The 26,178-nt window shown below is 63.4% G+C and carries 25 protein-coding genes; 6 read left to right on the top strand and 19 right to left on the bottom strand.

Features of this window, described 5'->3' with window-relative positions:
• The first annotated feature begins 134 nt into the window (after positions 1-134).
• The gene (locus AC1Q61_RS02970) at positions 135-338 is read left to right on the top strand and encodes a DUF3073 domain-containing protein (protein WP_003940337.1); all 204 of its coding nucleotides are present in this window, start codon (positions 135-137) and stop codon (positions 336-338) included.
• Between the two features lie 150 nt (positions 339-488).
• Here the strand turns inward: AC1Q61_RS02970 and purM are convergent, their stop codons facing one another.
• The 9 genes from purM to purL form a co-directional block, all read right to left on the bottom strand.
• On the bottom strand, positions 489-1,568 hold the full coding sequence (purM, locus tag AC1Q61_RS02965; protein WP_003940225.1) for a phosphoribosylformylglycinamidine cyclo-ligase: 1,080 nt from the start codon (positions 1,566-1,568) through the stop codon (positions 489-491).
• 207 nt (positions 1,569-1,775) lie between these two features.
• The gene (locus AC1Q61_RS02960) at positions 1,776-2,522 is read right to left on the bottom strand and encodes an AIM24 family protein (protein ID WP_003939813.1); all 747 of its coding nucleotides are present in this window, start codon (positions 2,520-2,522) and stop codon (positions 1,776-1,778) included.
• 13 nt (positions 2,523-2,535) lie between these two features.
• Positions 2,536-3,213 (bottom strand): AIM24 family protein, encoded by a 678-nt coding sequence (locus AC1Q61_RS02955; protein ID WP_003939918.1) that lies wholly within the window; start codon positions 3,211-3,213, stop codon positions 2,536-2,538.
• Between the two features lie 3 nt (positions 3,214-3,216).
• Positions 3,217-3,825: an AIM24 family protein gene (locus tag AC1Q61_RS02950; RefSeq protein ID WP_492650964.1), complete on the bottom strand. Its 609-nt coding sequence runs from the start codon at positions 3,823-3,825 to the stop codon at positions 3,217-3,219.
• Positions 3,826-3,969: 144 nt separating this feature from the next.
• Positions 3,970-5,547, bottom strand: a complete 1,578-nt coding sequence (purF, locus tag AC1Q61_RS02945; protein WP_003940541.1) for an amidophosphoribosyltransferase — start codon at positions 5,545-5,547, stop codon at positions 3,970-3,972.
• A gap of 170 nt (positions 5,548-5,717) precedes the next feature.
• Complete coding sequence (locus tag AC1Q61_RS02940) at positions 5,718-6,107, bottom strand: sterol carrier family protein (RefSeq protein ID WP_007733822.1); 390 nt, start codon at positions 6,105-6,107, stop codon at positions 5,718-5,720.
• Positions 6,107-6,763, bottom strand: a complete 657-nt coding sequence (locus AC1Q61_RS02935; protein ID WP_042922288.1) for a CPBP family intramembrane glutamic endopeptidase — start codon at positions 6,761-6,763, stop codon at positions 6,107-6,109. The genes AC1Q61_RS02940 and AC1Q61_RS02935 overlap by 1 nt, the downstream gene beginning before the upstream one ends.
• Complete coding sequence (locus AC1Q61_RS02930; protein WP_042922291.1) at positions 6,760-8,544, bottom strand: alpha/beta hydrolase; 1,785 nt, start codon at positions 8,542-8,544, stop codon at positions 6,760-6,762. The genes AC1Q61_RS02935 and AC1Q61_RS02930 overlap by 4 nt, the downstream gene beginning before the upstream one ends.
• Positions 8,545-8,547: 3 nt before the next feature.
• Complete coding sequence (gene purL / locus AC1Q61_RS02925) at positions 8,548-10,836, bottom strand: phosphoribosylformylglycinamidine synthase subunit PurL (RefSeq protein ID WP_003940379.1); 2,289 nt, start codon at positions 10,834-10,836, stop codon at positions 8,548-8,550.
• 250 nt (positions 10,837-11,086) lie between these two features.
• Here purL and AC1Q61_RS02920 point away from each other — a divergent pair, with 250 nt between their 5' ends.
• A complete protein-coding gene (locus AC1Q61_RS02920) occupies positions 11,087-12,064 on the top strand; it encodes a Dyp-type peroxidase (RefSeq protein ID WP_042922293.1) in 978 nt (325 codons plus the stop codon).
• A 25-nt stretch (positions 12,065-12,089) separates the two neighbouring features.
• On the opposite strand, the gene AC1Q61_RS02915 is transcribed toward AC1Q61_RS02920, so the two are convergent.
• The 5 genes from AC1Q61_RS02915 to AC1Q61_RS02895 form a co-directional block, all read right to left on the bottom strand.
• A complete protein-coding gene (locus AC1Q61_RS02915; RefSeq protein WP_051649589.1) occupies positions 12,090-13,409 on the bottom strand; it encodes a M18 family aminopeptidase in 1,320 nt (439 codons plus the stop codon).
• Positions 13,410-13,482: 73 nt separating this feature from the next.
• Complete coding sequence (locus AC1Q61_RS02910; protein ID WP_003939907.1) at positions 13,483-13,836, bottom strand: VOC family protein; 354 nt, start codon at positions 13,834-13,836, stop codon at positions 13,483-13,485.
• Between the two features lie 300 nt (positions 13,837-14,136).
• Positions 14,137-14,733, bottom strand: a complete 597-nt coding sequence (locus AC1Q61_RS02905; RefSeq protein ID WP_037125853.1) for a CatB-related O-acetyltransferase — start codon at positions 14,731-14,733, stop codon at positions 14,137-14,139.
• A 156-nt stretch (positions 14,734-14,889) separates the two neighbouring features.
• Positions 14,890-16,119 carry an acyl-CoA dehydrogenase family protein gene (locus tag AC1Q61_RS02900; RefSeq protein WP_037128824.1) on the bottom strand — a complete coding sequence of 410 codons (1,230 nt, stop codon included), beginning with the start codon at positions 16,117-16,119 and terminating at the stop codon, positions 14,890-14,892.
• Positions 16,120-16,210: 91 nt separating this feature from the next.
• On the bottom strand, positions 16,211-17,512 hold the full coding sequence (locus tag AC1Q61_RS02895; protein ID WP_030535234.1) for an alpha/beta hydrolase: 1,302 nt from the start codon (positions 17,510-17,512) through the stop codon (positions 16,211-16,213).
• Positions 17,513-17,581: 69 nt separating this feature from the next.
• On the opposite strand from AC1Q61_RS02895, the gene AC1Q61_RS02890 reads away from it, so the two are divergent.
• Complete coding sequence (locus tag AC1Q61_RS02890) at positions 17,582-18,193, top strand: phosphoribosylanthranilate isomerase (RefSeq protein WP_030535233.1); 612 nt, start codon at positions 17,582-17,584, stop codon at positions 18,191-18,193.
• On the opposite strand, the gene AC1Q61_RS02885 is transcribed toward AC1Q61_RS02890, so the two are convergent.
• Entirely contained in the window at positions 18,181-19,107 is a 927-nt protein-coding gene (locus AC1Q61_RS02885) for a hypothetical protein (protein WP_214927110.1), read from the bottom strand. The genes AC1Q61_RS02890 and AC1Q61_RS02885 overlap by 13 nt on opposite strands.
• Before the next feature lie 209 nt (positions 19,108-19,316).
• Here AC1Q61_RS02885 and AC1Q61_RS02880 point away from each other — a divergent pair, with 209 nt between their 5' ends.
• Positions 19,317-20,090 carry an SDR family oxidoreductase gene (locus tag AC1Q61_RS02880; RefSeq protein WP_007733807.1) on the top strand — a complete coding sequence of 258 codons (774 nt, stop codon included), beginning with the start codon at positions 19,317-19,319 and terminating at the stop codon, positions 20,088-20,090.
• An 18-nt stretch (positions 20,091-20,108) separates the two neighbouring features.
• Here AC1Q61_RS02880 and AC1Q61_RS02875 read toward each other — a convergent pair whose 3' ends face one another.
• Entirely contained in the window at positions 20,109-20,540 is a 432-nt protein-coding gene (locus AC1Q61_RS02875) for a nuclear transport factor 2 family protein (protein ID WP_003940510.1), read from the bottom strand.
• The gene (locus AC1Q61_RS02870; protein WP_042922296.1) at positions 20,537-21,460 is read right to left on the bottom strand and encodes an alpha/beta fold hydrolase; all 924 of its coding nucleotides are present in this window, start codon (positions 21,458-21,460) and stop codon (positions 20,537-20,539) included. Before AC1Q61_RS02870 ends, AC1Q61_RS02875 begins: the two co-directional genes overlap by 4 nt.
• Before the next feature lie 111 nt (positions 21,461-21,571).
• Between AC1Q61_RS02870 and AC1Q61_RS02865 the strand changes: the two genes are divergently transcribed.
• On the top strand, positions 21,572-22,573 hold the full coding sequence (locus AC1Q61_RS02865; protein WP_003939765.1) for an NADP-dependent oxidoreductase: 1,002 nt from the start codon (positions 21,572-21,574) through the stop codon (positions 22,571-22,573).
• Positions 22,574-22,627: 54 nt separating this feature from the next.
• On the opposite strand, the gene AC1Q61_RS02860 is transcribed toward AC1Q61_RS02865, so the two are convergent.
• Positions 22,628-23,776 (bottom strand): CaiB/BaiF CoA transferase family protein, encoded by a 1,149-nt coding sequence (locus tag AC1Q61_RS02860; RefSeq protein ID WP_003939934.1) that lies wholly within the window; start codon positions 23,774-23,776, stop codon positions 22,628-22,630.
• Entirely contained in the window at positions 23,773-24,945 is a 1,173-nt protein-coding gene (locus AC1Q61_RS02855) for an acyl-CoA dehydrogenase family protein (protein WP_003939770.1), read from the bottom strand. Before AC1Q61_RS02855 ends, AC1Q61_RS02860 begins: the two co-directional genes overlap by 4 nt.
• A gap of 159 nt (positions 24,946-25,104) precedes the next feature.
• On the opposite strand from AC1Q61_RS02855, the gene AC1Q61_RS02850 reads away from it, so the two are divergent.
• Positions 25,105-26,175, top strand: a complete 1,071-nt coding sequence (locus AC1Q61_RS02850) for a LacI family DNA-binding transcriptional regulator (RefSeq protein ID WP_042922299.1) — start codon at positions 25,105-25,107, stop codon at positions 26,173-26,175.
• The last annotated feature ends 3 nt before the right edge of the window (positions 26,176-26,178 follow it).

The following is a 26,178-nucleotide window of genomic DNA, read 5'->3' as shown; positions in this document are numbered from 1 at the left end:
CAGACACGGCGGTGAGGCCTTCGTGGAAGCGGAAGCGACTTTTCCACGCTAGAGTGTGTGTCAGGAAACTTACACACTCAAACGGGGCCGCCAAATTCCCCAGGCCGCCCCGCGAAAGCGCGAGGGGGTCAGCCATGGGCCGCGGCCGGGCTAAGGCAAAGCAGACCAAGGTTGCACGCGAATTGAAATACAGCGTACCGACCACGGATTTCGACAGCCTGCAAAGAGAGCTCGCAGGTGGATCGACCAACTCGCATCGGAGCAGTGTCCGATCGGACCAGACTTCCGATAGGGAAGGGCATGCGCGAGAGGACGACTACGACGACTGGCGGCGTTGACCGCGCACTGCCACCGCGCAGACTGTGAAATGAGGAAGAGCTGATCGCTCTTCCTCATTTTTGCGTTCCGTTTTCCGCCTCGCGCCTGCTTGCACGGACACACAAAACTGCCCCACCGGATCTCTCCGATGGGGCAGTTGACGTTGCGGTCTAGAAGCGCGGGTGGTCTCCGGCCAGGAACGCACGCTCTGCAGCGGCGTCCGACGCCTTCTTGACGCTACCGAGCGTCCAGCAGTCGATGTGGCGTGCGGTGAGGACGGCAAGTGCGCGGTCGACGTCCTCGGGTGCGACGACGGCGACCATGCCGACGCCCATGTTGAACGTCTGCTCCATCTCGGCGCGCTCGACGCGTCCGCGCTGCGCGATCATGGCGAAGACCGGAGCGGGGCTCCAGGTTCCGCGATCGAGTTCGGCGACCAAGCCCTTGGGCATGACGCGCGCGAGGTTGTTGGCGAGGCCGCCACCGGTGACGTGGCAGAACGTGCGCACGTCGGTCTCGGCAGCGAGTGCCAGGCAGTCCTTGGCGTAGATCTTGGTGGGCTCGAGCAGTTCCTCACCGAGCGTGCGGCCGAACTCGTCGACGTGTGCGCTCAGGTTCATGCGGTCGATCTCGAGCAGGACCTTGCGGGCCAGTGAGTAACCGTTGGAGTGCAGTCCCGAAGAACCCATCGCGATGACGACGTCGCCGGGGCGAACGCGATCCGGTCCGAGCAGCTTCTCTGCCTCCACGACGCCGACACCGGTGGCGGAAAGGTCGTAGTCACCGTCGGCCATGATGCCGGGGTGCTCGGCGGTCTCGCCGCCGAGGAGAGCGCAGCCGGCCTGGATGCAGCCCTCGGCGATTCCGCTGACCAATTCCGCGACGCGCTCGGGGATGACCCGGCCGACGGCGATGTAGTCCTGGAGGAACAGCGGCTCGGCGCCACAGACGACGAGGTCGTCGACAACCATGGCGACGAGGTCGAGTCCGACCGTGTCGTGCTTGTCCATCGCCTGGGCGACAGCGAGCTTGGTTCCGACGCCGTCGGTCGATGCGGCGAGCAACGGCTCCTTGTAGTCACCCTTGAGGGAGAACAAGCCGGCGAAACCACCGAGGCCACCCATGACCTCGGGGCGGCTGGCCTTCTTGGCCAGAGGGGCGAAGAGTTCCACCGCCCGGTCGCCTGCGGCGATATCGACTCCTGCTGCCGCGTAGGAGGCGCCTGCGGTGCGGTGACTGTCCTCGGTCATCGGGTTACTACTCCAGCCTTGTATTTCTCGCGAGCACGTATTGCTCGTGCACAGGTAAGTGGTCTTGCAATGTGAAGTGTTTGCAATCCTCGTGACGCGAGATGGATCATTCGACTCGAGACCCAGAGCGCGCACACAAATACCGACGATTACGCCCATACGCTACCGGACCGGCCCCCTCGGTGAGACCTCGCGTACCCCGAGACGTCAGTTCTGCAGCCGGGCACCGATCGAGGCGTGCAGTGCGCGCAGACTGTTCTGCCCGAGTGCGACCGTCTCGGATTCGATGTGTTTGAGGAGGTGTCCGTCGTGGACGACCTTCTCGCTCGACTGGATCAGTACCGTCCCGGCTCCGGTGAAATCGAACTGGCGTTCTTCACCGGTGTTCGCGCCGAACATGCTTCCGCGAACCGCGCCCAGGAAGCTCTGCATCCAGTCGGCGTCGAAGTGGTGGGACGGCGACGGGCAGTCGGCCCAACCCACCAACGCCTGCGGGTCGATGCGCAGCGGCGGCTCCGCGAACATGACCGGGCCATTGGACGACGCCAGGAACTTGCCTGTCCCCAGTAGCGTCAAAAAGCCTGGGACGATGGACTGTTTGAGGTCCAGGCTCGTCTCGAAGGCGAGGAGATTGGCCGCGCGAATCGTGAGGTTGCCGTCGTCGAGGTCGTAGGAATTGATGTTGAATCCGCGGTCCCCGAGGATCAACTTGCCCTGTCCCTGAGCGAGCACCCAGTCGTCCGCGTAGAGCGGCGAAGAGAACCTGGCCGCGACGATCGCCGTCATACTCGTGCGCCCGAGCGGCTCGAAGTTGATGTTTCCGTAGTACGCGATCATCGCGCCCTTGGACGTGAACCACGGCTGCCCGGCCATCTCGACGCAGAAGGCGTAGTCGTTGCCCGGGACGTTGTCGTTGGCGGGCAGAGTTGCCGGATTGTGAATTTCGATACCCATGCTCTGTGCCCTCTCAGAACTTCTGCTCGGACGCCTGGACCCAAACGGTGCCGGCGCCGGTCATCTTCAGCTGGATGGACTCCCCCGAGCCCTTGCCGACGGCCTCGCGCCAGCCGACGTTCGCGGAGATGTCGACGTTGATCTGACCGATGTGGCACACGTATGCCTGCGGGTCGACGACGACCTGAGGATTGTTCGGACCGACCTGCAACGGAATCGCGCCGCCGTGCGAGAGAACCGCGACGCTTCCCTGTCCGTGCAACTGCGTCGTGAACAGGCCTTGACCGGTCATGGCGCCACGTACCGCTCCGCGCACACCGCCCTGCGACGTGAGAGCGACTATCGAACTCTGCAGGTAACCGTCGTGTGCGAGGAGCCGGTCGGCTTCGACCGTGAGCATTGACGAACCGTCGAGGTGGATGACCTCGACGTACAAGCCGGCGTGCCCGTAGAAGACCTCACCGTTTCCCTCGGCCGCCATCATGCGTGCGTGTTCGCCGGACATCATGCGGCCGGCCATCCCGGCGATCCCGCCCATGTTCGGCATGGCGCCGGGCCCACCGCCCATGCTGTGCGGGATGAAGCGGACGTCACCGGTGTAGTAGAGCATCGACCCGGTGCGGGCGAGCACGTTCTGGCCCGGCGCGAGGGTCGACTTGACGACCTTGCTGTTCACCAATTCCAACGGCATGGTTCAGCGCTCCTCGGGCTGGATGTAGACGACTCCGGATCCGTCGAATCGCAGCGAGAACGCTTCACCGCTGCCACCGCCGATCGCGGAGCGCCAGGTGACGTCGGTGACGAAGCTCTGGTTCAGCTGGCCACGGTGCGCGACGAATGCGTCGGGATCGGCAACCAGCGGATACTGCGGGCTGACTTCGAGCGCGATGATCGGTCCGCCCTTCGACAGCACGGCCACCAGACCGGTGCCGCTGACGACCGTCGTGAACAAGCCCTGTCCGGAACCTGCGCCGCGGAGGCCGGCAAATTTCACGTCGGTTTGCAGTTGTCCGACCAATGCGAGCAACTGTGACGCTTCGACGTGCAAGGCGTCGTTGTTGAGCTCGATGATCGTGATGTCCTGGGCGTCGACCGCGAAGTAGACGGTGCCTTGACCGCTGACTTCCATCAGGGACAGTGATTCACCTGCCGCCTTCTGTTTCAGCGCGGCACGTAACCCACCGCCACCGCCCATTCCGGCGTTCTTGAAGGTGATCGCACCCTCGTACGCCACCATCGAGCCGTTGATCGCTTTGATGGTGTCCCCCACCAGGTCTGCGACCAGGACCCGGTGCCCATCCATTCTCAGTTGCGCCACGGAGGGCACTATGCCAGATGCTCACGACGTATGCCGTGTCGTGGAACAGAAAGTCGTGAACAGAAAATCTGCCGCCCACATGCTGTGGACGGCAGATTCTCGGCTGTCGAATTTCAACGATTCTGATGTTCAGGGGCGGCTGAGCGCGCTCGCATTGTCGTTGTCGCGAGTGGCCGTCGAACCTGCGGTGCTCTCGAGCATCCCCTCGAGGACGTTCTTGCCGATCGACGTTTCCTTGGGAAGCGCGATCGGGTAGGTCCCGTCGAAGCACGCGGCGCACAGACGGCTGGCCGGCTGCTCGGTGGCGGCGATCATGCCTTCGGTGGAGATGTATCCGAGGGTGTCCGCTCCGATGGAACGACGCACACCGTCGAGCATTTCCTCGAACGTCGCATCCTGTCCGCCTGCGCCGTTGGCGATCAATTCGGCCGGTGAGGCGAAGTCGATGCCGTAGAAGCAGGGCCACTTGACCGGCGGCGAGGCGATACGGACGTGAATTTCAAGGGCGCCGGCTTCGCGGAGCATCCGGATGAGCGCACGCTGGGTGTTACCGCGGACGATCGAATCGTCCACCACCACAAGGCGCTTGCCGCGGATGACTTCCTTGAGCGGGTTGAGCTTGAGCCTGATACCGAGCTGACGGATGGTCTGCGACGGCTGGATGAAGGTACGGCCCACGTAGGCGTTCTTCATCAAACCCTGGCCGTAAGGAATGCCTGAGCCCTGTGCGTACCCGACTGCTGCGGGGGTGCCGGACTCGGGAACGGGGATGACCAAGTCACCTTCGGCGGGATGCTCGCTGGCGAGCAGACGGCCGATCTCGACGCGGGTCGAGTGGACCGAACGGCCACCGATGACGCTGTCGGGACGGGCAAGGTAGACGTACTCGAAGACACATCCCTTGGGCGTCGGATTCGCGAAACGTGAGGAGCGAACGCCGTCGGCGTCGATCGCAAGCAGCTCACCGGGTTCGATGTCGCGAACGAACGACGCACCGACGATGTCGAGGGCTGCCGTCTCGCTGGCGACTACCCAACCGCGGTCGAGTCGACCGAGGCAGAGCGGGCGGATGCCGTGCGGATCGCGCGCTGCGTACAGCGTGTGCTCGTCCATGAAGGTGAGGCAGAACGCGCCCTCCAACGTGGGAAGCAATTCCATTGCGGCCTGTTCGATGGTGCTGTCGCCGGCAGCGTGTGCCAGGAGACCACCGATGAGGTCGGAGTCGGAAGTCGCTGCGTTGGGGCGCTTGTCGTTGACCAGGCCGGCTGCACGGGTGCGGCTCGCGAGTTCAGCGGTGTTGACCAGGTTGCCGTTGTGGCCGAGCGCGATGCCGGTACCGGCAGTGGTGGTACGGAAGATGGGCTGCGCGTTCTCCCACGTCGTGGAACCGGTGGTGGAGTAACGGCAATGTCCGACGGCGACGTGACCTGGCATCGCTGCGAGGGTCTGCTCGTCGAATACCTGGCTGACCAGGCCGAGATCCTTGAACACCAACACCTGGGAGCCGTCGGCTACCGCAATGCCGGCAGCTTCTTGACCACGGTGCTGAAGTGCGTACAGGCCGTAATAAGTGAGCTTCGCCACATCCTCTCCCGGCGCCCAGACGCCGAATACACCGCATTCTTCGCGGGGCTCGTTCTCGTCCTCGTCGGACGGGTTCGAAGCGAGGAGATTTGGACTGTTGACCGACAGATCGGCACGAGTCACCGGGCGCTCCCTTTGTGGGCAGGGGTTGGGGGGCATCCACAGTCTACGGCCATTTTGGGACTCACGTCCCCTGAGGGCTGCCTTGGCTCTCAGATCACGCCGAAGCGAACCGGATGGTCTCTCACTGTTACTGCGTCAACCACTCTGTTGCTGCGCCAACCCCTCTGTTGCTAGGTCAACCGCAGCAGTGGGAGCCAGTGCGCAATTTCGGGAGCGCGGCTACCTGAGGCGTCGACTCTTCCGTCACCTGAGGCCTCGGAGAACTCGAGCAATCCGGTGACCATCTGCAACCACGTCCGAGCGTCCGTCTCGACGACGTTGGGCGGGGTTCCGCGCGTGTGACGCGGACCTTCGATGCATTGCACCGCAACAAACGGTGGGACCCGCACCTCGACGCTCGATCCGGGGGCGATCTGTTCGAGAGTGCGCGCACTCATCTTCACTGCCGCACCGAGTTCACTGCGCGAAGGCTTCGGCAGTTCCGGATCTCGAAGCCACGGGCCGACGGCCAGGACGGCGGCACGAAATTCGGCGGGGTCGACGGCGCGGCGGGGCGGCATCAGTTCACTCCCTGTCTGCGAGTAGCGATACGAACGGCAAGTGCGCCACCGGCATTCGTGGCCAGGTGCAGCAGGGCGGGGGCAAGTACGCTGCCGCCACGGCGGTGCAGCCACTCGAACAGCAATGCCGAAGCGCCGGTGAACGCCACTGCTGCGGGAACGTTGTCGCCGGCGCCGCGGGCGGGGGCGACGTGCCACAGCCCGAAGGTCAGTGCATGAACGGCCTGCGCGGTCGGCCTGTTCAATTCGCGGTTCCAGACCGCGGACATCGCGCTGCGGAACAACAGTTCCTCGGAGAGCACCGTCCCGAACGGGATGTGCAGGATGATCCATTCGAGGAAGTCTTCGCGGCCGTCTGCTCGCTCGTCGGCAGCGAGAGTCGCGCGCAAGGACGGAACGGCCAAAGCGACGCTGTAGCCGGTGAGGACCGCCCCCGCCGCGGCTCCGCCGAACTGAGCACCACCACGAATGCCGGTGTGCGCCAAGCCGAGTTCCTCGCGGGTGTAACCACGTGCGAGTAGGACTCCGATGGCCGACAGACCGGCCGCAGTGTTGACCACGGCGCGGGCTCGGGGCGAAAGACCGAATGCCGGAAGCACGACGTTGCTCCAGGTGATCGCGGTAGCGGAGAGCGCGATCGAGGCGACTCCCCTCACTTCTCGGGGCCCTCTGATTTCACGGCGACAACCAATGCCGACCGCACTCGCTCGGTTTCTGCGGCCGTCCATCCCTCGGGCTGGGCGACGCTGATCCAGGCGTCCAGAACGGAGGTTCCGTAATTGTGACCGTGACCGTCGGGAACTCCCGCGGCGTTACCGAGGTCTGCAGACACCTGCCAGAACGTCACGACCGGGAACCATTTCATCGACGGCGAGCGGTCGAAACCGGGTACTTCCTTGAGCCACTCGGGCCGATTGAACATGAGGTCGGGTGACCACCACACCACTGGATCGGAAGGGTGCTGGACAAACAGAACCCGCGGCTGCGGCCACGTCATCCCGTCGGTCGGAATGTCTTCGGAGCGATCCGCGAACCGCACACCGGCCAAGCCGTCCGCGTAGACAGGAGCTACTTCGGGAGTGCCTGGATCGCGCCTCTTCTCGATCGAACGCCACAACTGCGTCGCGTTCGGCGGGCCCACCCACAGAATTCCGTCGGCGGTATCGCGCGCCGCCTGCAGTGTGTCGAAGGCTCCGGCGCCGGCCATGACGCCGAGGCTCTCGCCGTAGACCATGAACTTCGGCCTGGTGGCTTCCGGTTCCTGGAGCCATCTTTCGTGTACCCGCTCGATCAACAGGCGTCCGGCAGCTTGCGCCTTCTCCTGGTCGGCGAGGAACGAGATCCAACTCGGCAGGTACGAGTACTGGCTGGCGACAAGAGCAGTGTCGCCGTCATGCACAAGTTCGATTGCCTGTGCCGCAGTGGGATTGACCCACCCCGTACCCGTCGTCGGAATGACCACGAGGACCTTGCGTTGGAAGGCGCCGGTTCGCTCCAGCTCCTTGATGACCAGATCCATACGCTCTTCGGGATCTTCGGCGCTTTCAAGTCCGGCATATACGCGAATCGGATCCATCGCAGGCTTACCGGTTGCCGCTTCGAGTTCCTGCGCGTCGAGTCCGCGCGAGACGAAGTTTCGTCCCTCGAACCCCAATGTGTCCCAGGGAGCGGCTGATTCGGGGCTACCCGATTTCATCGGATCCTGCGGTTCGACGACGCCGTCGCGAGTGGTCGAGTTCTGCAGACTGAAGATCGAGTTGGTCGCTGCATAGATTCCGCGGACCAGGACGCCGTCGACCAGCATGAAGAACAGGACGGTGACAACCAGGACACCGACGCCATTGGCCACCGACCGTGACCAGTGGAACCGCCGCATCAGCTGTCGGGCAATCAGTTTCACCAGATCGTGGAGGACCCGCCAGATCGAGATGAGCAGGCCACCGACGAGCAGGCTCAGTCCGAGGGTTCGGATGTAGCCGGAAGTGGTCGTGCCTTCGGCATCGGTCAGTGCCGCGATTTCACGTTGCCACCCGGCCGCGTAGACCAGCATGATGATCGCCGCGACGATGGACGCGACCGGAACGAAGACCTTGATCGCGGAAGGCACCGGCTCGGGCAGTGGCCACCACCGTCGCCCGCTGAGCAGGTATCGCTCGACAGCCCAACCGATCGCAGTACCGACGCCGTAGCCGATGGCCGAGTTGATACCGCCGATCAGACCTTGGAAAAGCCAATCGCGCGGCAACAGCGAAGGGGTCAACGACCAGCAGAAGAAGAACGCGGCAAACGCGATGCCGGTGAAGTCGAGTTTGAGGAGCCCCCACGCCCACTCGGTGAAGCGGTTGTCGAGCTTCTCGAGGGGTGCGGGAACAGCCAGCCGCAGGTGGTGTTCCTGCGGCTGGCTGTCAGAAGAAGTCAGTTCTCCGGAATCGACCATCTATCACCCGAACAGTGCGGGCAGCGTTCCCTCGAAGGCCTCACGGAGCTTGGCCATCGTGACGGAGAAGTGTCCCTGGACCTCGACGGAGTCGCTGCCCTCGTCGACGACCCCGATACGCGTCCACGGCAAGCCGCGGGCGGTGCACATACCGGTGAAGCGAGTCTCCTCGGTGCGCGGAACTGCAACGAGGACGCGTCCCGACGATTCCGAGAACAGGGTCACGAACGGATCTGCGCCCTCGGGAATCAGGATGCGGCAACCGGTTTCGCCGGCCAGCGCGGCTTCGACGACAGCCTGGGCCAGTCCACCCTCGGAGAGGTCGTGGGCTGCGGTGACGAGACCGTCACGCGAAGAGGCGAGCAGAATGTCGGCGAGCAGCTGCTCACGGGCGAGGTCGACCTTCGGCGGCACGCCACCGAGGTGACCGTGCTCGACCTGCGACCAAATGGAGCCGTCGAACTCGTCGTGGGTGTCGCCGAGCAGGATCAGCGTCTCGCCGGGCTCGAGTCCGAGGCCCGTCGGGATGCGGCGGTGAACGTCGTCGATCACACCGAGGACGGCAACCACCGGCGTCGGCAGGATTGCCGTGGATCCGGTCTGGTTGTAGAAGCTGACGTTGCCGCCGGTGACGGGGATGCCGAGGGTGGCGCAGCCGTCGGCAAGGCCGCGAACGGCCTGCTGGAACTGCCACATGACACCCGGGTCCTCGGGAGAACCGAAGTTCAGGCAGTTGGAGACGGCCTTGGGCGTTGCGCCCGTGACTGCCACGTTGCGGAAAGCCTCGGCCAACGCGAGCTGCGCACCGGTGTACGGGTCGAGCGCGGTGTAGCGGCCCGAAGCGTCGGTGGACAGTGCGATCCCGCGTCCGGTCTTCTCGTCGATGCGGATGACACCGCCGTCGGCGTTCTCGGCCAGGACGGTGTTTCCGCGGACGTAGCGGTCGTACTGCTCGGTGATCCACTTGCGGCTGCACAGGGCAGGCGAGGCGATCATCTTCAGCAGGGTCGCTTCGAGCTCGGCGTCGGTTTCGGGACGCTTCAGTCCGGCGGTCGTATTCGCGATCAAGGCATCCTGCGTTGCCGGACGCTCGACGGGGCGGTGGTAAACCGGACCCTCGTGCGCGACGGTGCGCGGGGGAACGTCGACGACGGTCTCGCCGTGCCAGGAGATGGTGAGGTGCTCACCGTCGGTGACCTCGCCGATGTCGGTGGCCAGGACGTCCCACTTCTTGCAGACCTCCATGAACGCATCGACGTTCTCGGGCGTGACCACGGCGCACATGCGCTCCTGCGATTCGCTCGAGAGCACCTCGGCCGGGGTCATGCCGGTGGCGCGCATCGGAACCTTCTCGAGGTTGATGTGCATGCCGCCGTCGCCGGCCGCGGCCAGCTCGGAGGTGGCGCAGGACAGCCCGGCGCCGCCGAGGTCCTGGATGCCGACGACGAGGCCGGCCTTGTAAAGGTCGAGACAGCACTCGATGAGCACCTTCTCGGTGAACGGGTCGCCGACCTGAACCGCGGGCAGCTTCTTACGTCCGCCGGTGTCTCCACCCTCGTCGTCGAACGTCGCCGACGCGAGGACCGAGACGCCGCCGATTCCGTCGAGACCGGTGCGAGCACCGAACAGAATGATCTTGTTGCCCGCGCCCGAAGCGAAGGCCAGATGCAGATCCTCGACGCGCATGACGCCGGCAGCGAGGGCGTTGACCAGCGGGTTACCTGCATAGGACTCGTCGAAGACCGTCTCGCCGCCGATGTTCGGCAGGCCGAGGGAGTTTCCGTATCCACCGACACCACGCACGACACCGTCGACGACGCGACGGGTATCGGGGGCGTCAGCAGCACCGAACCGAAGCTGATCCATGACGGCGATCGGACGAGCACCCATGGCCATGATGTCGCGGACGATGCCGCCGACACCGGTCGCCGCACCCTGGTAAGGCTCGACGTACGACGGGTGGTTGTGGCTCTCGACCTTGAACGTGACTGCCCAGCCGTCACCGATGTCGACGACGCCGGCGTTCTCACCGATACCGGCCAGCATGTTGGCGCGCATCTCGTCGGTGGTGGTCTTGCCGAAGTATCCGAGGTGGACCTTGGAGGACTTGTACGAGCAGTGCTCGCTCCACATCACCGAGTACATCGCCAGTTCGGCGTCCGTGGGACGGCGGCCCAGGATCTCCTTGATGCGTGCGTATTCGTCGTCCTTGAGACCGAGCTCCTTGAACGGCTGAGCGGCATCGGGATCAGCCGATGCGTGCGTGACGGTATCGACCTGGTGAGCAGACACTGGATAGTGGTCCCTTCCCTACGGGAGTCAAGAGGCAAGCCGGCGCGGAGCGGGACACCACGAATGTGCCCAACGAAAGAACGTGCCGGGGGACAGTCTATCGGTGTGGGCCGACGACTTCCGCAGACGGCAGCACCCGCAACACCTCCGGGCCTGCGAAGTATCGCCGGTCACACCCGCCCCGGTTGGGTGATCCGGTCGGTTTTCCTAAAGTCAGGGCCGGTCCACTCTCTCCCTCGAAAGGTCTCGCATGCCCCAGGATGTTCGTCAGTCCGACCTCACGGCACAGTCCCAGTCGGTGACCACTCCCCTCACTCCGGCTGCGATTTTCCTGGTCGCGACCGTGAATCCGGGTGGCGAGAACACCACACGAGAACTACTCGCCGACGTCGCCGGCCTACAGCGCGCCGTGGGGCTGCGCGTCCCCGGATCAGGTTTGGATGTGGTGACAAGCATCGGTTCGTCGGTTTGGGATCGACTGTTCGCCGGTCCGCGCCCCGCGCTACTGCACCCGTTCACCGCTTTGCAGGGCGACGTTCACTGGGCGCCGTCGACTCCCGGCGATCTGCTCTTCCACATCCGCGCGATGAGCATGGATGCGTGTTTCGAGGTGGCTCGGCAGATCACGAAGCGACTGCACGGCGCAGCCACGGTGGTCGACGAGGTTCACGGCTTCCAGTACTTCGAGAACCGAGACCTCATCGGCTTCGTCGACGGCACCGAAAATCCGGTGGGCCGCGACGCCGTCGCCGCCGTGACTATCGGAGACGAAGATCCTGCGTTCACCGGAGGAAGCTACGTCCATATCCAGCGCTACATCCACAAGATGCGGGACTGGGAAGCAATCACCGTCGACGAGCAGGAACGTGTGATCGGACGCAGCAAGCTCGAAGACATCGAGATGACGTCCGAAGTGAAGCCGGCCAACTCGCACGTAGCCCTCAACGCAATCAAGGACGAGAACGGCAAGGCCCTCGAGATCCTGCGTGCCAACATGCCGTACGGGCGCCTCGGCGACGACGAGATCGGCACCTTTTTCATCGGCTACTGCCGCACGCCGGCGATCACCGAACGGATGCTCGAGAACATGTTTCTCGGCAACCCTCGCGGCAATTACGACCGTCTGCTCGATTTCTCGACGGCCGTGACGGGCTCGATGTTCTTCACTCCGAGCGCCGACTTCTTCGAGGATCTACCGGCTGCACCCGCTGGGCTCTCAGCCGTTTGACTGCCCGCTCCCAGCTACCCACCCTCTAACTACGCGGCGTGAGGAACGCACCGAGCGCGTCGGCATACATGCGGACATCTGCCGCGCCCATCAGCTCGCGGGCAGAGTGCATCGCGAGCTGAGGCGCGCCGACGTCGACGGTGGACAGTCCGGTGCGTGATGCCGTGATCGGTCCGATGGTGGAGCCGCACGGCAAATCGGCGCGGTGGACGTAGCGCTGCATCGGCACTCCCGCCTGATCGCACGCGAGCGCGAATTCGCCGGCACCGGCCGCATCGGTGGCGTAGCGCAGGTTCTGGTTCACCTTGAGTACCGGCCCACCGTTGATCTCGATCCGATGAGCGGGCTCGTGGCGGTCCGGGTAATTGGGGTGCGTCGCGTGTGCCATGTCGCCCGACGCGCATACCGAGCCGGCCATCGCCTGCAGGAATTCTTCGCGGCCACCACCGCGTCCCAACACGATCCGCTCGAGCACGGTGTTCAGCAGGTCCGAGAAAGCTCCGCGATCGGACATGCTGCCGACCTCTTCATGATCGAAGAGAGCAAGCACTGGGACCTGCTGACCGGGCGACTCAGCCGCGGCCAAAAGTGCTTGTGTCCCTGCATAACACGTGCCCTGATTGTCGAGCCTGGGGGCGCTGACCAATTCCTTGTCCACCCCCACGACTGCGCTGGGCGCAAGGTCGTGTGTCATCAATTCCCAGCCGAGAACCGACGACGCGGCTACACCCGCACGCTCGGCGACAAAGCCGATGAACGACTTGGGCTTCGAACCCACGCCCCAGATTCCGTTGACGTGCCTCTGCGGATCCAGCGTCACACCCTTGCGATCTTCGGACAGGTGGATAGCCAGCTGCGGAACACGAAGAATCGGGTCGTCGATGCGAACCAGCTTCTGCTCCACAGTGTTTCCCACCCGGACACTCAATCGGCCGGAGATACCGAGATCGCGGTCGAGCCAGGAGTTCAGCCACGCACCGCCATACGGTTCGAGGCCCACCATCTGCCACCCGGCCGAAGTGAGGTCGGGATGCTGTTTGACCCGCAGGTTCGGGCTGTCGGTATGACCTCCGACAATCCGGAACGGAGCGGTGTTTCCCACGCCCTCGGTGCTCCAGGCGATCAGCGAACCGCCTCGCACGAGGAAGTACCGTCCGGGCTCGGCTGGCCACGACTGCGTTTCGTGGACTTCGACGAACCCGCCGGCCGTCAGCTCGGTCGCCACCGTCGCGCACACATGGAACGGCGACGGTGACGAATCGACGAAGCTGCACAAGCCGTCTGCGTCGGCCCCGGTCAGAGAAGCCGCCCTGGCCCGAGCCGCCCGAGAAGTCTGAGAAGTCATGCCTCTCATCATGCCCGAACAGGTGTCCGGGATATCAGTGGCCACGAATCAGGTGAGCACAGAATCGGTTAGCTCAGGCGTGAGGACCGGACACGCAGAACTGATTCCCATCAGGATCGAGGAGCGTCACCCAGCGGAAACCGTCCATGTTTTCGCGGTGGTGCTCAGTTGCTCCGGCCTCGACGAGCCGCGCCACCTCGGCGTCGAGATCCGGACTCCCCAAATCGAGATGGATGCGATTCTTGCCGGCGGTGGGGTCCGGGACCTTCTGGAATGCGAAGTTGGTGGCGCTGTCAGGGACCGAGACGATGTAGAACCAACCGTCGTTTTCCTCGACGATGTTTCCGCCCAACTGCGCTGCCCACCACGTTGCGAGCGGACCGGGATCGAGACTGTCGAAGGTGATCATGCCGAGTGTGAGAGTCATGCGCACACGTTAATGGAAGCCACCGACAAAGACTCTCGATCTCGGGCTGAGATGAGACGATCGTCGAATGCGACTCACAACGCTGCGCGACCGTGTTGCAGAACCACTCTTCGCAGTTTTCATCGCGACCGGCATGCTCCTGAGCATCCTCGGAGTGCTCGCCTGACCATCATCCACTTCGACCTCGAGCCGAACCTGATCACCTTCACCGCAACAGGTCTTGCCGTCGGCCTTCTCGCGGCCGCCCTGCTTTATCTCCGGAACTACTCGCTCACTCGATCGAACTAGCAGATCGGTAGATCACTCGACCGCTTCGAGTTCCGCGACACTCCCGTCCGAGATCACCCGGACGTGGCGGGTGATCTTCTCGATCGGCCAGTCCCACCACGCAATTCGCACCAACTTCTCGATGTCTTCGGCACTGAAGCGGCGCTTGATCTCCGTTGCCGGGTTGCCGCCGACAATTGCGTAGTCCGGGACGTCGCGCGTTACGACGGCGCCAGTGGACACGATCGACCCGTGACCGATCCGGACACCGGGCATGACTGTCACGTTCCCGCCGAACCACACGTCGTTCCCCACGACGGTGTCACCGCGCGACGGCAAATCCTGCACCAAATCCATGTGCCTGGCCCAATCACCGCCCATGATCGGAAACGGGTAGGTGGAGACACCGTTCATACGATGGTTCGCGCCGTTCATGATGAAGGTGACACCGGTGGCCAGGGCGCAGAACTTTCCGATCACCAGTTTGTCGGGACCGTAGTGATGCAACACGTTTCGAGTCTCGAACTCTTCGGCGAACTCCGGATCGTCGTAGTAGGTGTACTCCCCTACCTCGATCAACGGGTTGTCGATCAACGGCCTCAGCAACACCACTCGCGGTTGCCCGGCCATCGGATGAACATTGGTGGGATCCGGCGCAGTGAAATCTGACGCAATGGGATCTGACGCGTTCACTGCTTACTCCGATCCGTCGGCGCGGTGTCGCCGACCGCAGCAAGACTATCTGGTTCCTGCTGCGATCGACCGACAAGCGAAAACGTACCGGTGTCAGCCCAGGAGGCCCTTGGCGATATGGGTGACCTGAATTTCGTTGCTGCCCGCATAGATCATGAGCGACTTGGCATCACGCGCCAACTGCTCGACTCGGTACTCGGCCATGTAGCCGTTTCCACCGAACAGCTGCACGGCTTCCATCGCGACCTCGGTCGCTGCGCGCGAGGAGTACAGCTTCATCGCCGACGCCTCCGCCAGGCTCACTTTGTCTCCGGCTGCGGTGCGCTCGATCGCATTGAAGACCATGTTCTGCACGTTGATTCGAGCGACCTCCATCTCGGCGAGCTTGAGCTGGATGAGCTGGAACTGCCCGATCTCACGTCCCCACAGTTTGCGGGACTTCGCGTATTCGATGCTCAGACGGTGGCATTCGTTGATGATGCCCAGTGAGAGCGACGCGATGCCGATGCGTTCGGCGGCGAAGCTCTCCTTGGCGCTGGATTTGCCGTCCGACTTTCCGCTGTCCTCGGTCTCGCCGAGCAGACGGTCCTTGGTGATGCGGACGTTGTCGAAGAACAGCTCACCTGTGGGTGAGGAGTTCATGCCCATCTTCTTGAACGGCGGGCTCTGTGTGAGACCCTCCATGCCCTTGTCGAGGATGAAGGCGAGCACCTTGCGATCGCGACGATCAACCGACGCATCGCCCTCGTCGAGCTTTGCGTACACGATCATCACGTCGGCGTACGGACCGTTGGTGATGAAGGTCTTGTTGCCGTTGAGAATGTAGTCGTCGCCGTCGCGGCGTACGTAGGACTTCATGCCGCCGAAGGCATCCGAGCCGGAGTCCGGTTCGGTGATCGCCCAGGCGCCGACGGTCTCGAATGTCACCAGGCCGGGGAGCCAGCGTTCCTTCTGCGCGAGTGTGCCGCGGCTGCGGATAGTTCCGGCGGCCAATCCGAGGCTGACACCCAACGATGCGACCAGGCCGAGGCTGACTCCGGCCAATTCGCTGTTGAGCACGACGCCCATGCTGCCGGCGCCGCTGAAGGCGCTCGACTTCTCACCGTCACCGGAGGGCGCTTCGCCGCGCTCGCGTGCCAGCGACTTCTCGAGGCCTTCGCGTGCCATGTCGGCCAGACCGAAGGTCGAGTACAGCTTGCGAATGATGTCGAACGGCGGCAGCGCACCGCTTTCGAGCTCGTCGACGTGAGGTCGCACCTCTTTGTCGATAAAGCCCCGCAAGGCGTCGCGGAACATCAGGTCGGTGTCGGACCACTCGTACATGTGCCTGAACTCCAGTCGGTGAACGATCGAGAGACTGCCGAACGGCAGCCACACACCGAATATAGAACACGTTCCAAAACCGGAACAGGATTCAGCTGATCAGTCCCATTCGCTGCGAGATCCACGTCAGCTCCTGCTCGACGCCGGCCGACCACACCGAAAAGCTGTGACCACCGGGAAGCTCGAGATACCTGGCGTCCATTCCGGCCGCTTTGGCCGCTTCGTACACCTTTTGCTGACCGGGCTTGAACTCATTGTCATCTGTTCCGACGACGAACACTCCGCCCGAGTTCGGGAACTTCCGAGTCGCCAGCAGGTCCATCGGATTCACCTTCACGAACGCCGCTTCGTCGCCGCCGAATATCTCGTCGACGGTTCGCTGTCGGTCACCGAGCGAAGGCTCCAATTGACCGGACAGATCGAGGAATGTCGGGTACACCTCGGGGTAATTGGTCGCCATCTGCAGTGAGCAGGTGCCACCGTAGGAGAGCCCGCCGATTGCCCACGCTCGCGGATTCGTGTCGATCTGGAACGCATTCGCCACCGCAGCGGGCAAGTCCTTTGCCAGATACGTGCCGACCTTGCCCTGTGACGAGTCGGTGCACAGCGGATTGGCCATCTGCGACCCTGTTCCATCGGCTATCACGACGACTGGAGCCAACCCCTCGTGATCTCGTGCAAAGGCATCCATTGTCGCGGTCAGCTTTCCGCCCTGGAGCCAGTCCTCGGGCTTGCCAGGCTGACCTGCCATGAGCACGAGCACGGGAAGAAGCGGACGCGGATTGGTGAAGTACGACGGCGGCAGATACACCTGCGCGTCGCGCGCGGAGAATCCTGAAATCGTCCCGGGGACAGGCAAAGTCGTGACCCGTCCGCGAATCGGCATGCCCTCCGGCGCTTTCCACACAGTGTCGGTGGGATCGCCGGTGACAACAGGATCGGTCGGACCGGGAACTTCACTGAGTGAGATGCGGTCGAAATCGTCGTGTCCGAACGCAATTCCCACAGTCGGATACGCGGCGAAAACCAGATTGATCTGCGTCGCGGCAGTGATGACGACCAGAACCGTCGCGATCACGGACAGGAGCGCTTTCGCGACGGTTCCGCCCGCCTTGATTCGCGGCCCGAGAAGTAGCAGCGCGTAGATACCGAGACCGATCCACACGTAGATCGACATCTCGATGGGATCGGGGAACGGCACGATCACCTTTTCGACGGTGATCCACACGGCGATCATGATCACCAGCGCAATCAGCCCCGCGATCGGCACCGCTCTGCGGTAGTACCAGCGCACGTTCGAACCGAGCAGCCACACACCACCCAGGACCCCAAGGACAGTCAGGATCACCGGCAGCGGTCCCGAGATCAAACTGATTCGGTAGAGCCAGTCCACGTCAAGCCTCTCGCGCGTAGAAATGTCGCACGCACGAGGCTAGACGACGACGCTAGTACTCTGTATCAGGTGACATTCATCAAGGTCTGTGGCCTACGCGACGTTGACACGGTCGACCTCACGGTGGGCCTGGGCGTCGACGCCATCGGTTTCGTCTTCGCCGAGAGCGTCCGCAAAGTCGACCCCACACTCGCAGTCGCTCTGCTCGCGCGAGTTCCCGATCACATCCGTGCAATCGGAGTCTTTCTCGGCAACCCGATCGATCAGATCCTCGAGATCGCGAAGATCACCGGGCTTCGCACCGTACAGGTTCACGATCTTGTCGACGCCGAGCAAGTGCAGCGACTGCACGATGCCGGCCTCACCGTCATCCGCGCGGTCGTCTCCAGCAACGTCCGCGACGGTTACAATCTCGACCTCGGCGAGGACGAACTCCTGATCGACGGCGCAGACGCCGGATCAGGGGTGCCGTGGAACTGGGCCCAACAGCAATCCCGCCCGCAAGGCAAGTGGATCCTGGCGGGCGGACTGTCCCCGGACAACGTTCGCGACGCACTCGATGCCACCGGAGCCTGGGGCGTCGACGTCTCCAGCGGCGTCGAATCCTCCCGCGGCGTCAAGGACCACGCGTTGATCGAGAAGTTCGTGAGCGCTGTCCGCCAGACCGATCACTCGAAATAGGACGCGTAGTCACTGAAAGCGACTTGACCGGTGGGACTCGCTTTCACGGCGTCGGCAACGGCAGGCGGAATGGGAGCCCAGTGCGCAGGCATGGCCGCCGCCAGTGACGGCTTCAAGATGTAGAGCAGTGCGAAGTTCACTATCCAGAGCGGCGGTGCCATCGACATGCCGACTTCCGAATTCACATCGCCTTTGGTGTTGGCCACCAGCTGCGCTGCTCCCGAAATCTGTTGCGCTGCAAATCCGTAGACTGCCTGCACCGTGTATGCCGACTGATAGAGCGCAATCAGAGTGTGCGTTGCACCGTTGTTGCGCAACCAGGTGCCCACGAAACCGCCAGGGGCGATCAGCGTATTCACCTGTCGCGTCGGCGCATCCGCGTTGGCCGGACTCTCCAGCAATCCGTCGGGATTCACGTACAACCCGTAACTGGCCAGAACCGACGGCGTAGTGCCGGAATAGAGGGGCCGCCCGTTCGTATTGGTGAGAATCCGGGCGCATTCGTCGATCACCTCGGCATCCTCGAGATTGCCACCGACCCCACCACCGGCCATGAGGTCGCGATACTGCTCCTCGGTCAAAGCGTCGGCTGGCTCGAGTCCGATCTGCGCGGCAATCTCTTCCGCAGTCTGCTGACCGAGTGGCTGGTTGAGTTGATCCGGAGTAGTCATCTGCGTGGGCGCGACGCTCTCGTAGACCGGTGCCCCGGCAAAAGGGATCACGAACCCGGTATCGACATTCTCTGCAACCGGTTGCGCGCCGGCCATCTGAGTGGTGGCAAACGAAAGTACGCACACCCCAACCAAAGCCAGAACCGAGACGGTCCCGCGATGAGACCGTGCTCGGTGAGATTCTTGTCCACGTCTACAGCCCTCGCCTGAGAAAGCCTTGCCTGCAATTCCATTGCCGCGCATAGGTCAACCTCCCGGGACACAGTCCGGCGAATCAACTCGAGCTTGCATCTCAGTCAAACGCTGTGACCAGCGCCGTGTCAAGACACTGGTCAGGTCGAGGCACAGCGACAGCTCGCTCGATACAGGCGACAGCTCGCCCGCTACAGTGATGCTTCCATCTGAAGTGACCTCACCCCATTTGAATTGCAGGACATCTCTGGAGGCGAGCAGTGTCTGACAAGCGCGGGACCGTATTGATCACCGGTGTCGGTCGGAGCAAGTCGATCGGAGCGAGCCTCGCATTGGGCCTTGCCGAGGATGGTTGGGATCTGGCTATCGGCTACTGGGAGCCTTACGACGAACGCGTCGGGTTCGGGCGCGGAGCGCACGATCCGCAAGACATTGCCGAGAAGTGTCGCGCACTCGGAAGCCGTGTCGACCTCGTTCCTGGAGATCTGGCCTCGCCCGACGTGGCCGATCAGCTCGTTGACGCTGCCGCAGCGCGGAACGACCTCCGTGGGCTGGTGCTCTCACATTGCGAAAGCGTCGACAGCTCGATCCTCGATACCACCGTCGAGAGCTGGGAACGACATTTCGCCGTCAACGCTCGCGCCTCCTGGCTGCTGATCAAAGCGTTCGCTGAACGGCTTCCGGAACAGCGCGACGTCAGTCAGGTGGCCGGGCGGATCATCGCACTCACCAGCGACCATGCGGCCCACAATCTTCCGTACGGGGCCAGCAAGGGCGCTCTCGACCGCATCGTCATCGCCGCCGCAGTCGAACTTGGATCACGCGGCATACGAGCCAACGTCGTCAACCCAGGACCTATCGACACAGGATGGATGACACCCGCGATCAGACAGGCCACAACCCTCCAGACTCCTGCCGGCCGGCTGGGTACTCCCGGCGACACTGCAAACCTCGTTCGGTTTCTGATGTCCGACGCCGGAGGCTGGATTACGGGACAACTCCTTCACTCCAACGGCGGATTCAGTACGAACTGAGCCTTGGCCGGACTCAGTTCAGGCTTTGTAGGTCGGTAGCGTCTGCCCGAGCCTCTTACCCATTTCGGCAGCCAAAGCCGCGAGCCCGCTGGCCGGACGCACCATGACCTCGAAATCGACGATCTTGCCGTCCTCGTCGAATTCGACCATGTCGATTCCCTTGAGACTCTTGTCGCCGATGTTCGCACTGAATTCGAGCACGACCTGTCGACCGTTGGCTCCGGCGAACTGACGGTGGTACTCGAAGTTCTCGAACACCTGGATCACCGTATTGAGAATGAGCACAACGGCATCCGCGGACTGGTACGGCTTGAATCCCGTGGGCGATCGGAACTGCGCGTCGGGCGCGACGATCGTCGGTAGCGCCGACAGATCGCCGGTTTCGATCATGGTGTGCCACAACTTCAGTGCAGCTTCGACTTTCGGTTCGAGCGTCAATTCCGTGCTCATGCTTCTACCCTTCCCTCGACGTTACCTGCCGCTTGATCTACCGGCACTTGACTTGCGACGGACCACGCACTCAACACAGTTCGCACCCCGGTCACGAGTTGCAACGGCTGATCGATCATGACGTGATGTCCGGCTTCGGGAATCTCCGCCACGATGGCCTCCGTTCCGAACAATCCGCGCATGTGCTCCATGAGTCGATCGGACACGATGCCGTTCTCGGCTCGGAAATAGGCTACGCGGCAACGTGGTTCGCTGTCGAGGACATCTTCGGCGCCTACTCGGAGAAAGAAATTCGGATCGAACTTCCACGACCAACCGCCCTCGACTTCCTCCATCGACGTGGCCGCCACATGGTCACGCACCGCAGGCAGACCCGAATCCTGCGGCGGAACGAAGCGGAAACGGCCCATCGCGTCTTCCCTGGTGGGATAAACCTTCTTGGGGCCGAACGCATTCTGGCGTCGAGCCGCCTCCTCTTCGGGCGTACGCGCCTTGAGCGGAGAATCGATGATGACAACCCCGTCCAACAGTTCGCCATGCAGATGCGAGGCCACGAAAGAAACAATCCCACCCATACTGTGCCCCACCAGAATCGGCTTGCCGTCGATTCCCCCGGCCTCGGCCGCCGCCAGCACCTCGCGAGCCCACTGGGACATCGCGTAGGCGTCGCGAGTGTCACTGTCGCCGTGGCCCGTCAAGTCGAGAGCGACGACGCGGCGCCCCTCGGCGAACTGCGGCGCAATGTGATCCCACCAGCGACTGTGGGCGGCGCCGCCGTGAATCAGCACGATTCCCGGCCCCGTCGGCCCCCAAGCCCGAAAGTGCACCGAGGCACCCTCGACCTCCACCGACCCCGTCTCGACCGGCGCTGCCAACGCCCGAGTGAACCAACCAGGCGCGTCTTCGACCACATTGCTCATCGATCGAACATACATAGTCGCCAATCGGTTCATCCAACTCTTCCCAGTTCGTGATCCATCACCTATATTGAATCCGGCCTCAAGTTCAATTCGTTTCGCCGAAGGGGAGAGATGACCAACCGCCAAGTACGCCTCGCCGCCCGCCCGACAGGACTTCCCGACGCATCCACCTGGGAATACGTCGATGCCGAGATCCCGTCCGCCGGACCGGGCGAGTTTGTCGTCAAGGTCGAATACCTCTCCCTCGACCCCGCGATGCGCGGTTGGCTCAACGACGTCAAGTCGTACGTTCCGCCGGTCAAGCTCGGTTCCGTCATGCGCGCCCACGGCGTCGGACGCATCACCGAATCACAGCACCCCGATTACCAGGTCGGGGACATCGTGGCCGGATCCTTCGGCGCTTCCGAGTACGGCGTTTCCGACGGTACAGACGTCACTCGGGTCGACGAATCGATCGCTCCCCTACCGACCTGGCTCGGCGCTCTCGGTTTTCCCGGCGTCACTGCGTATTTCGGATTACTCGACGTCGGAAAGCTGAAAGACGGTGACACCGTCGTCGTGTCCGGTGCCGCGGGTGCGGTCGGCAGTCTGGTCGGCCAGATCGCAAAGCTTCACGGATGCAAGGTCATCGGCATCGCCGGCGGTCCGGAGAAGTGCGCGTGGCTCACCGAGGACCTCGGCTTCGATGTCGCCATCGACTACAAGAACGAATCCGTATACAAGGCGCTCAAGTCCAACGCTCCCGACGGAATCGACGTGTACTTCGACAACGTCGGCGGAGAAATTCTCGACGCCGCTCTCTCCCGTCTGCGCCTCGGCGCTCGGGTGGTCATCTGCGGCGCCATCGCGGGCTACAACGCCACCGAACCTCAGCCAGGCCCTGCTCACTACCTGTCACTTCTCGTCAACCGCGCCACGATGGCCGGCTTCGTGGTCTTCGACTACCTCGATCGCTACGCAGAAGCACAAGAGCAGATCGGAAAGTGGATCAAGAGTGGCGAATTGACTGCTCGCGAGCACGTCGTCGACGGCGGTATCGACGCGTTCGGCGACAGCCTCAATCTTCTCTTCGCCGGAGCGAACACCGGAAAGCTGGTCTTGAAGGTCAGCTGAGTCGGCCACACACGCAGATCGGCCACCGGTATTCCGGTGGCCGATTCGCTTGGGTCAACTGACTCCGGACGGAGTGGGAACGCTGTCCTCCCCCAACCGCGGCGGGGCCGACCGATAGGTTGCCGGCGTGCCGCTCATCCGAATCGGATTGGCTACCTGCCGAGTCGGTGCATCGCGACGCGGGTCGTCGATGGACACCACCGGATCGAGATTCAGCCGTTCCGCCAGCGCTATCGCGTCGGCGATGTCGTTGAGAGGCCCACACGGAACACCTCGCTCGGTCAGTGCCTCGAACCACGAGTCCGCAGAGCCCTTGGCCAATGCAGCAGTGACGGCGTCGAACAGTTCTTCTCGATGCGCAACCCTGTCGCTGTTGGACGCGAAACGCGCATCAGCGGCAAGTTCGGAAACTCCGAGAACCTCTGTCAACGAACTGAATTGCCGATCATTGCCGACAGCGAGGACCAGCGGACGGTCCGCGGTGTCGAACACCTCGTATGGTGCGATGCTCGGATGCCGGTTGCCCATTGCCTGCGGCACCACGCCCGCGGCCACGTAGCCGGACGACTGGTTGGCGAGTGCGGACAGCAACGAGGACAACAGATTGACCTCGACGTGCTGCCCTTCGCCTGTGCGATCGCGATGGCGCAGTGCTGCAAGGATTCCCACGCTGGCATGCAGGCCGGTGATGACGTCGACCACCGCGACACCGACCTTGGTGGGAGTCTTGGGATCGGGTCCGGTGATACTCATCAATCCGCCGACCGCCTGAATCAACAGGTCGTATCCCGGCAGAGAGTTGTTGCCACCGAAGCCACTGATCGAGCAGTAGACCGCACGCGGATTCATTTCTCGGACAGCGTCGTAGCCCAGCCCCAGACGGTCCATCGTTCCCGGCAGGAAGTTCTGCACCACGACGTCCGCATTGCGAACCAGCTCGCGTGCACTCTCCAGATCCTCGCGCTCGCGCAGATCCAGAGTGACCGACTTCTTGTTGCGGTTCACCGACAGAAAGTAGCTCGACTCGTCCCCCACCCACGGTGGGCCCCAGCTGCGAGTGTCGTCACCGACACCCGGCCGCTCGATCTTGACGACCTCGGCACCCAGGTCGGCGAGAATCATCGTGGCGTACGGACCGGCGAGGACGCGGCCGAAATCAGCGATCACCAACCCGTCGAGCGCTCCGACAGCGTCTGCCGTCACCGGAAAGCTTCTTCACCGGTGAGAGCGCGGCCGATCACGAGCTGGTGAACCTCGGACGTGCCCTCGTAGGTGAGAACGGATTCGAGGTTGTTGGCGTGCCGGATCACGGGGTACTCGAGCGTGATGCCGTTGGCGCCCAGAATGGTTCGGCATTCACGGGCGATCTTGATGGCCTCGCGGACATTGTTGAGCTTGCCGGTGCTGACCTGCTCGGGGCGAACCGTCCCGGCGTCCTTGAGGCGCCCGAGGTGGATGGCGAGCAACTGCCCCTTGCCCAATTCGACTGCCATGTCGGCGATCTTGGCCTGGGTGATCTGATACGCGGCGAGCGACTTGTCGAAGACCTTGCGATCACGTGCATATGAGATCGCAGTCTCGAGGCAGTCACGTGCTGCACCCATTGCCCCGAAGATGATGCCGAAGCGTGCCTCGTTGAGGCAGCCGAGCGGGCCGGACAGTCCGCGAGCCTTGGGCAGCATCGCCGAGGCAGGCAGACGCACGTCCTCGAGCACCAGTTCCGAGGTGACCGACGCCCGGAGCGACATCTTGTTCTTGATCTCGGGGGCGGAGAATCCCGGAGTGTCGGTGGGAACGACAAATCCGCGCACGCCGTCGTCGGTTCGAGCCCAGACCACGGCGACGTCCGCGATGGAGCCGTTGGTGATCCACATCTTGGTGCCGTTGAGGATCCAGTCGTCGCCGTCGCGCTTGGCGTTGGTTCGCATACCGCCGGGGTTGGATCCGAAATCGGGTTCCGTGAGACCGAAGCAGCCGATGGCTTCACCCGCCGCCATTCGCGGGAGCCATTCTTCCTTCTGCTCTTCACTTCCGTTGTGGTGGATCGCGAACATGGCGAGCGAGCCCTGGACCGAGACGAGGCTGCGAATGCCCGAATCGACAGCTTCGAGTTCCTGGCAGGCCAACCCGTACGCCGTGGCGCTCATCCCGGCACAGCCGTAGCCCTCGAGGTGCATGCCCAGTACGCCGAGCGCGCCCAGTTCCTTGGCCAGCTCACGAGCCGGCAGTGCTGCCGCTTCGAACCATTCACCTACGTGCGGGCGAATGCGATCGTCGACCATCTTGCGGACCGTGTCGCGGATCGCGATCTCCTCGGCGTCCAGCAGGGTGTCGATGGCAAAAAGCTCGGACAGGGACTGCGGCGTGGTCACGGGGCCTCCAGTGTTCTCGGGCGCAATCCTTTGCGAGAACGATTGCGCAATCGTTTGCATCGCCTAGAGTAGAGCCCGGTTGCGCACCCGTCAATCCCCGAACTGCCGACCGACACCGAACCAACTCAGAACCGACGCAGACCAGGAGCCACGACGCAGATGACGCCCGATCCGTCGAACCGCAGCAACGGCCGTCCGCCGACGTTGCGCGAAATCGCCGACCAGGCCGGGGTCCACATCTCGACGGCGTCGCGGGTCCTCCGTCAGCCCGAGCCCGCCGACGGTTGGTCCGACTCCGCACTCCGAGTTCGTCAGGTTGCCGAGGAACTCGGTTACCAACCGAACCTGTGGGCGGCCAGCCTTCGTACCCGCAAGACCACCACCATCGGCGTCGTGATGCCGAGATTGACAGACGTTGTAGTGGCCACCATGTTCCAAGGCATCGAGGAAGCCGCCACCGCAGCCGGGTACTCCGTCTTGCTCTCCAGCCCGCCCGACGATCTGGAAGCGCAACGCAAAGCGGTCGAGTTCCTGGTGAGCCGACAGGTCGACGGTCTCATGCTGAGCAGCATCCACCTGCCGGGTACCGATTTCGTCGACTCGCTCCCCCTGCGCTCACTGCCGATCCTGCTGCTGAACCGGCACATCGACTCGGCGACGTCATCCGTCAACCGAAGCCTTCCCTTTGTCAGCGGCGACGACCGCCTCGGCGGCTACCTCGCGGGGAAGCATCTACTGGACTGCGGCTATCGCGATCTCGGAGTGATCGCGGGGCCGGATCACGCCAGCACGTCGCGGGAACGCGTCGCGGGTTTCCGCGATGCCCTGACCGAAGCCGGTCTGGAACTGCCGCCGAACCGAATAGTGGCGTCCGAGTTCGAAGTTCAAGGGGGTGTCGATGCGGCGGCGACACTGCTCAGCGGGAACACGCGCCCTGACGCCGTTTTCACGGTGAGCGACACCATCGCGATCGGCGTACTCGGTGTGGCCCGTGATCTCGGGTTGAGCATTCCCGACGATCTTGCGTTGGTCGGCTACAACGACATTCCGGTTGTCTCCCAACTCCCGGTGCCCCTGACGACGGTCAGGTCCCCCGCCCGAAAGATCGGCGCGACCGGGCTCGAGCACCTACTCGCACTGATCTCCGGCAAGAACGTCGAATCCGTGAAGCTTCCCGTCGAACTGATCGCGCGTGCCTCCACCAGAAAGCCTGCCAGTCGCAAACTCTGAGCA

It is taken from the genome of Rhodococcus sp. MPR-R1B, from assembly GCF_058793255.1.
This window is presented reverse-complemented; position numbering and strand designations above follow the sequence as displayed.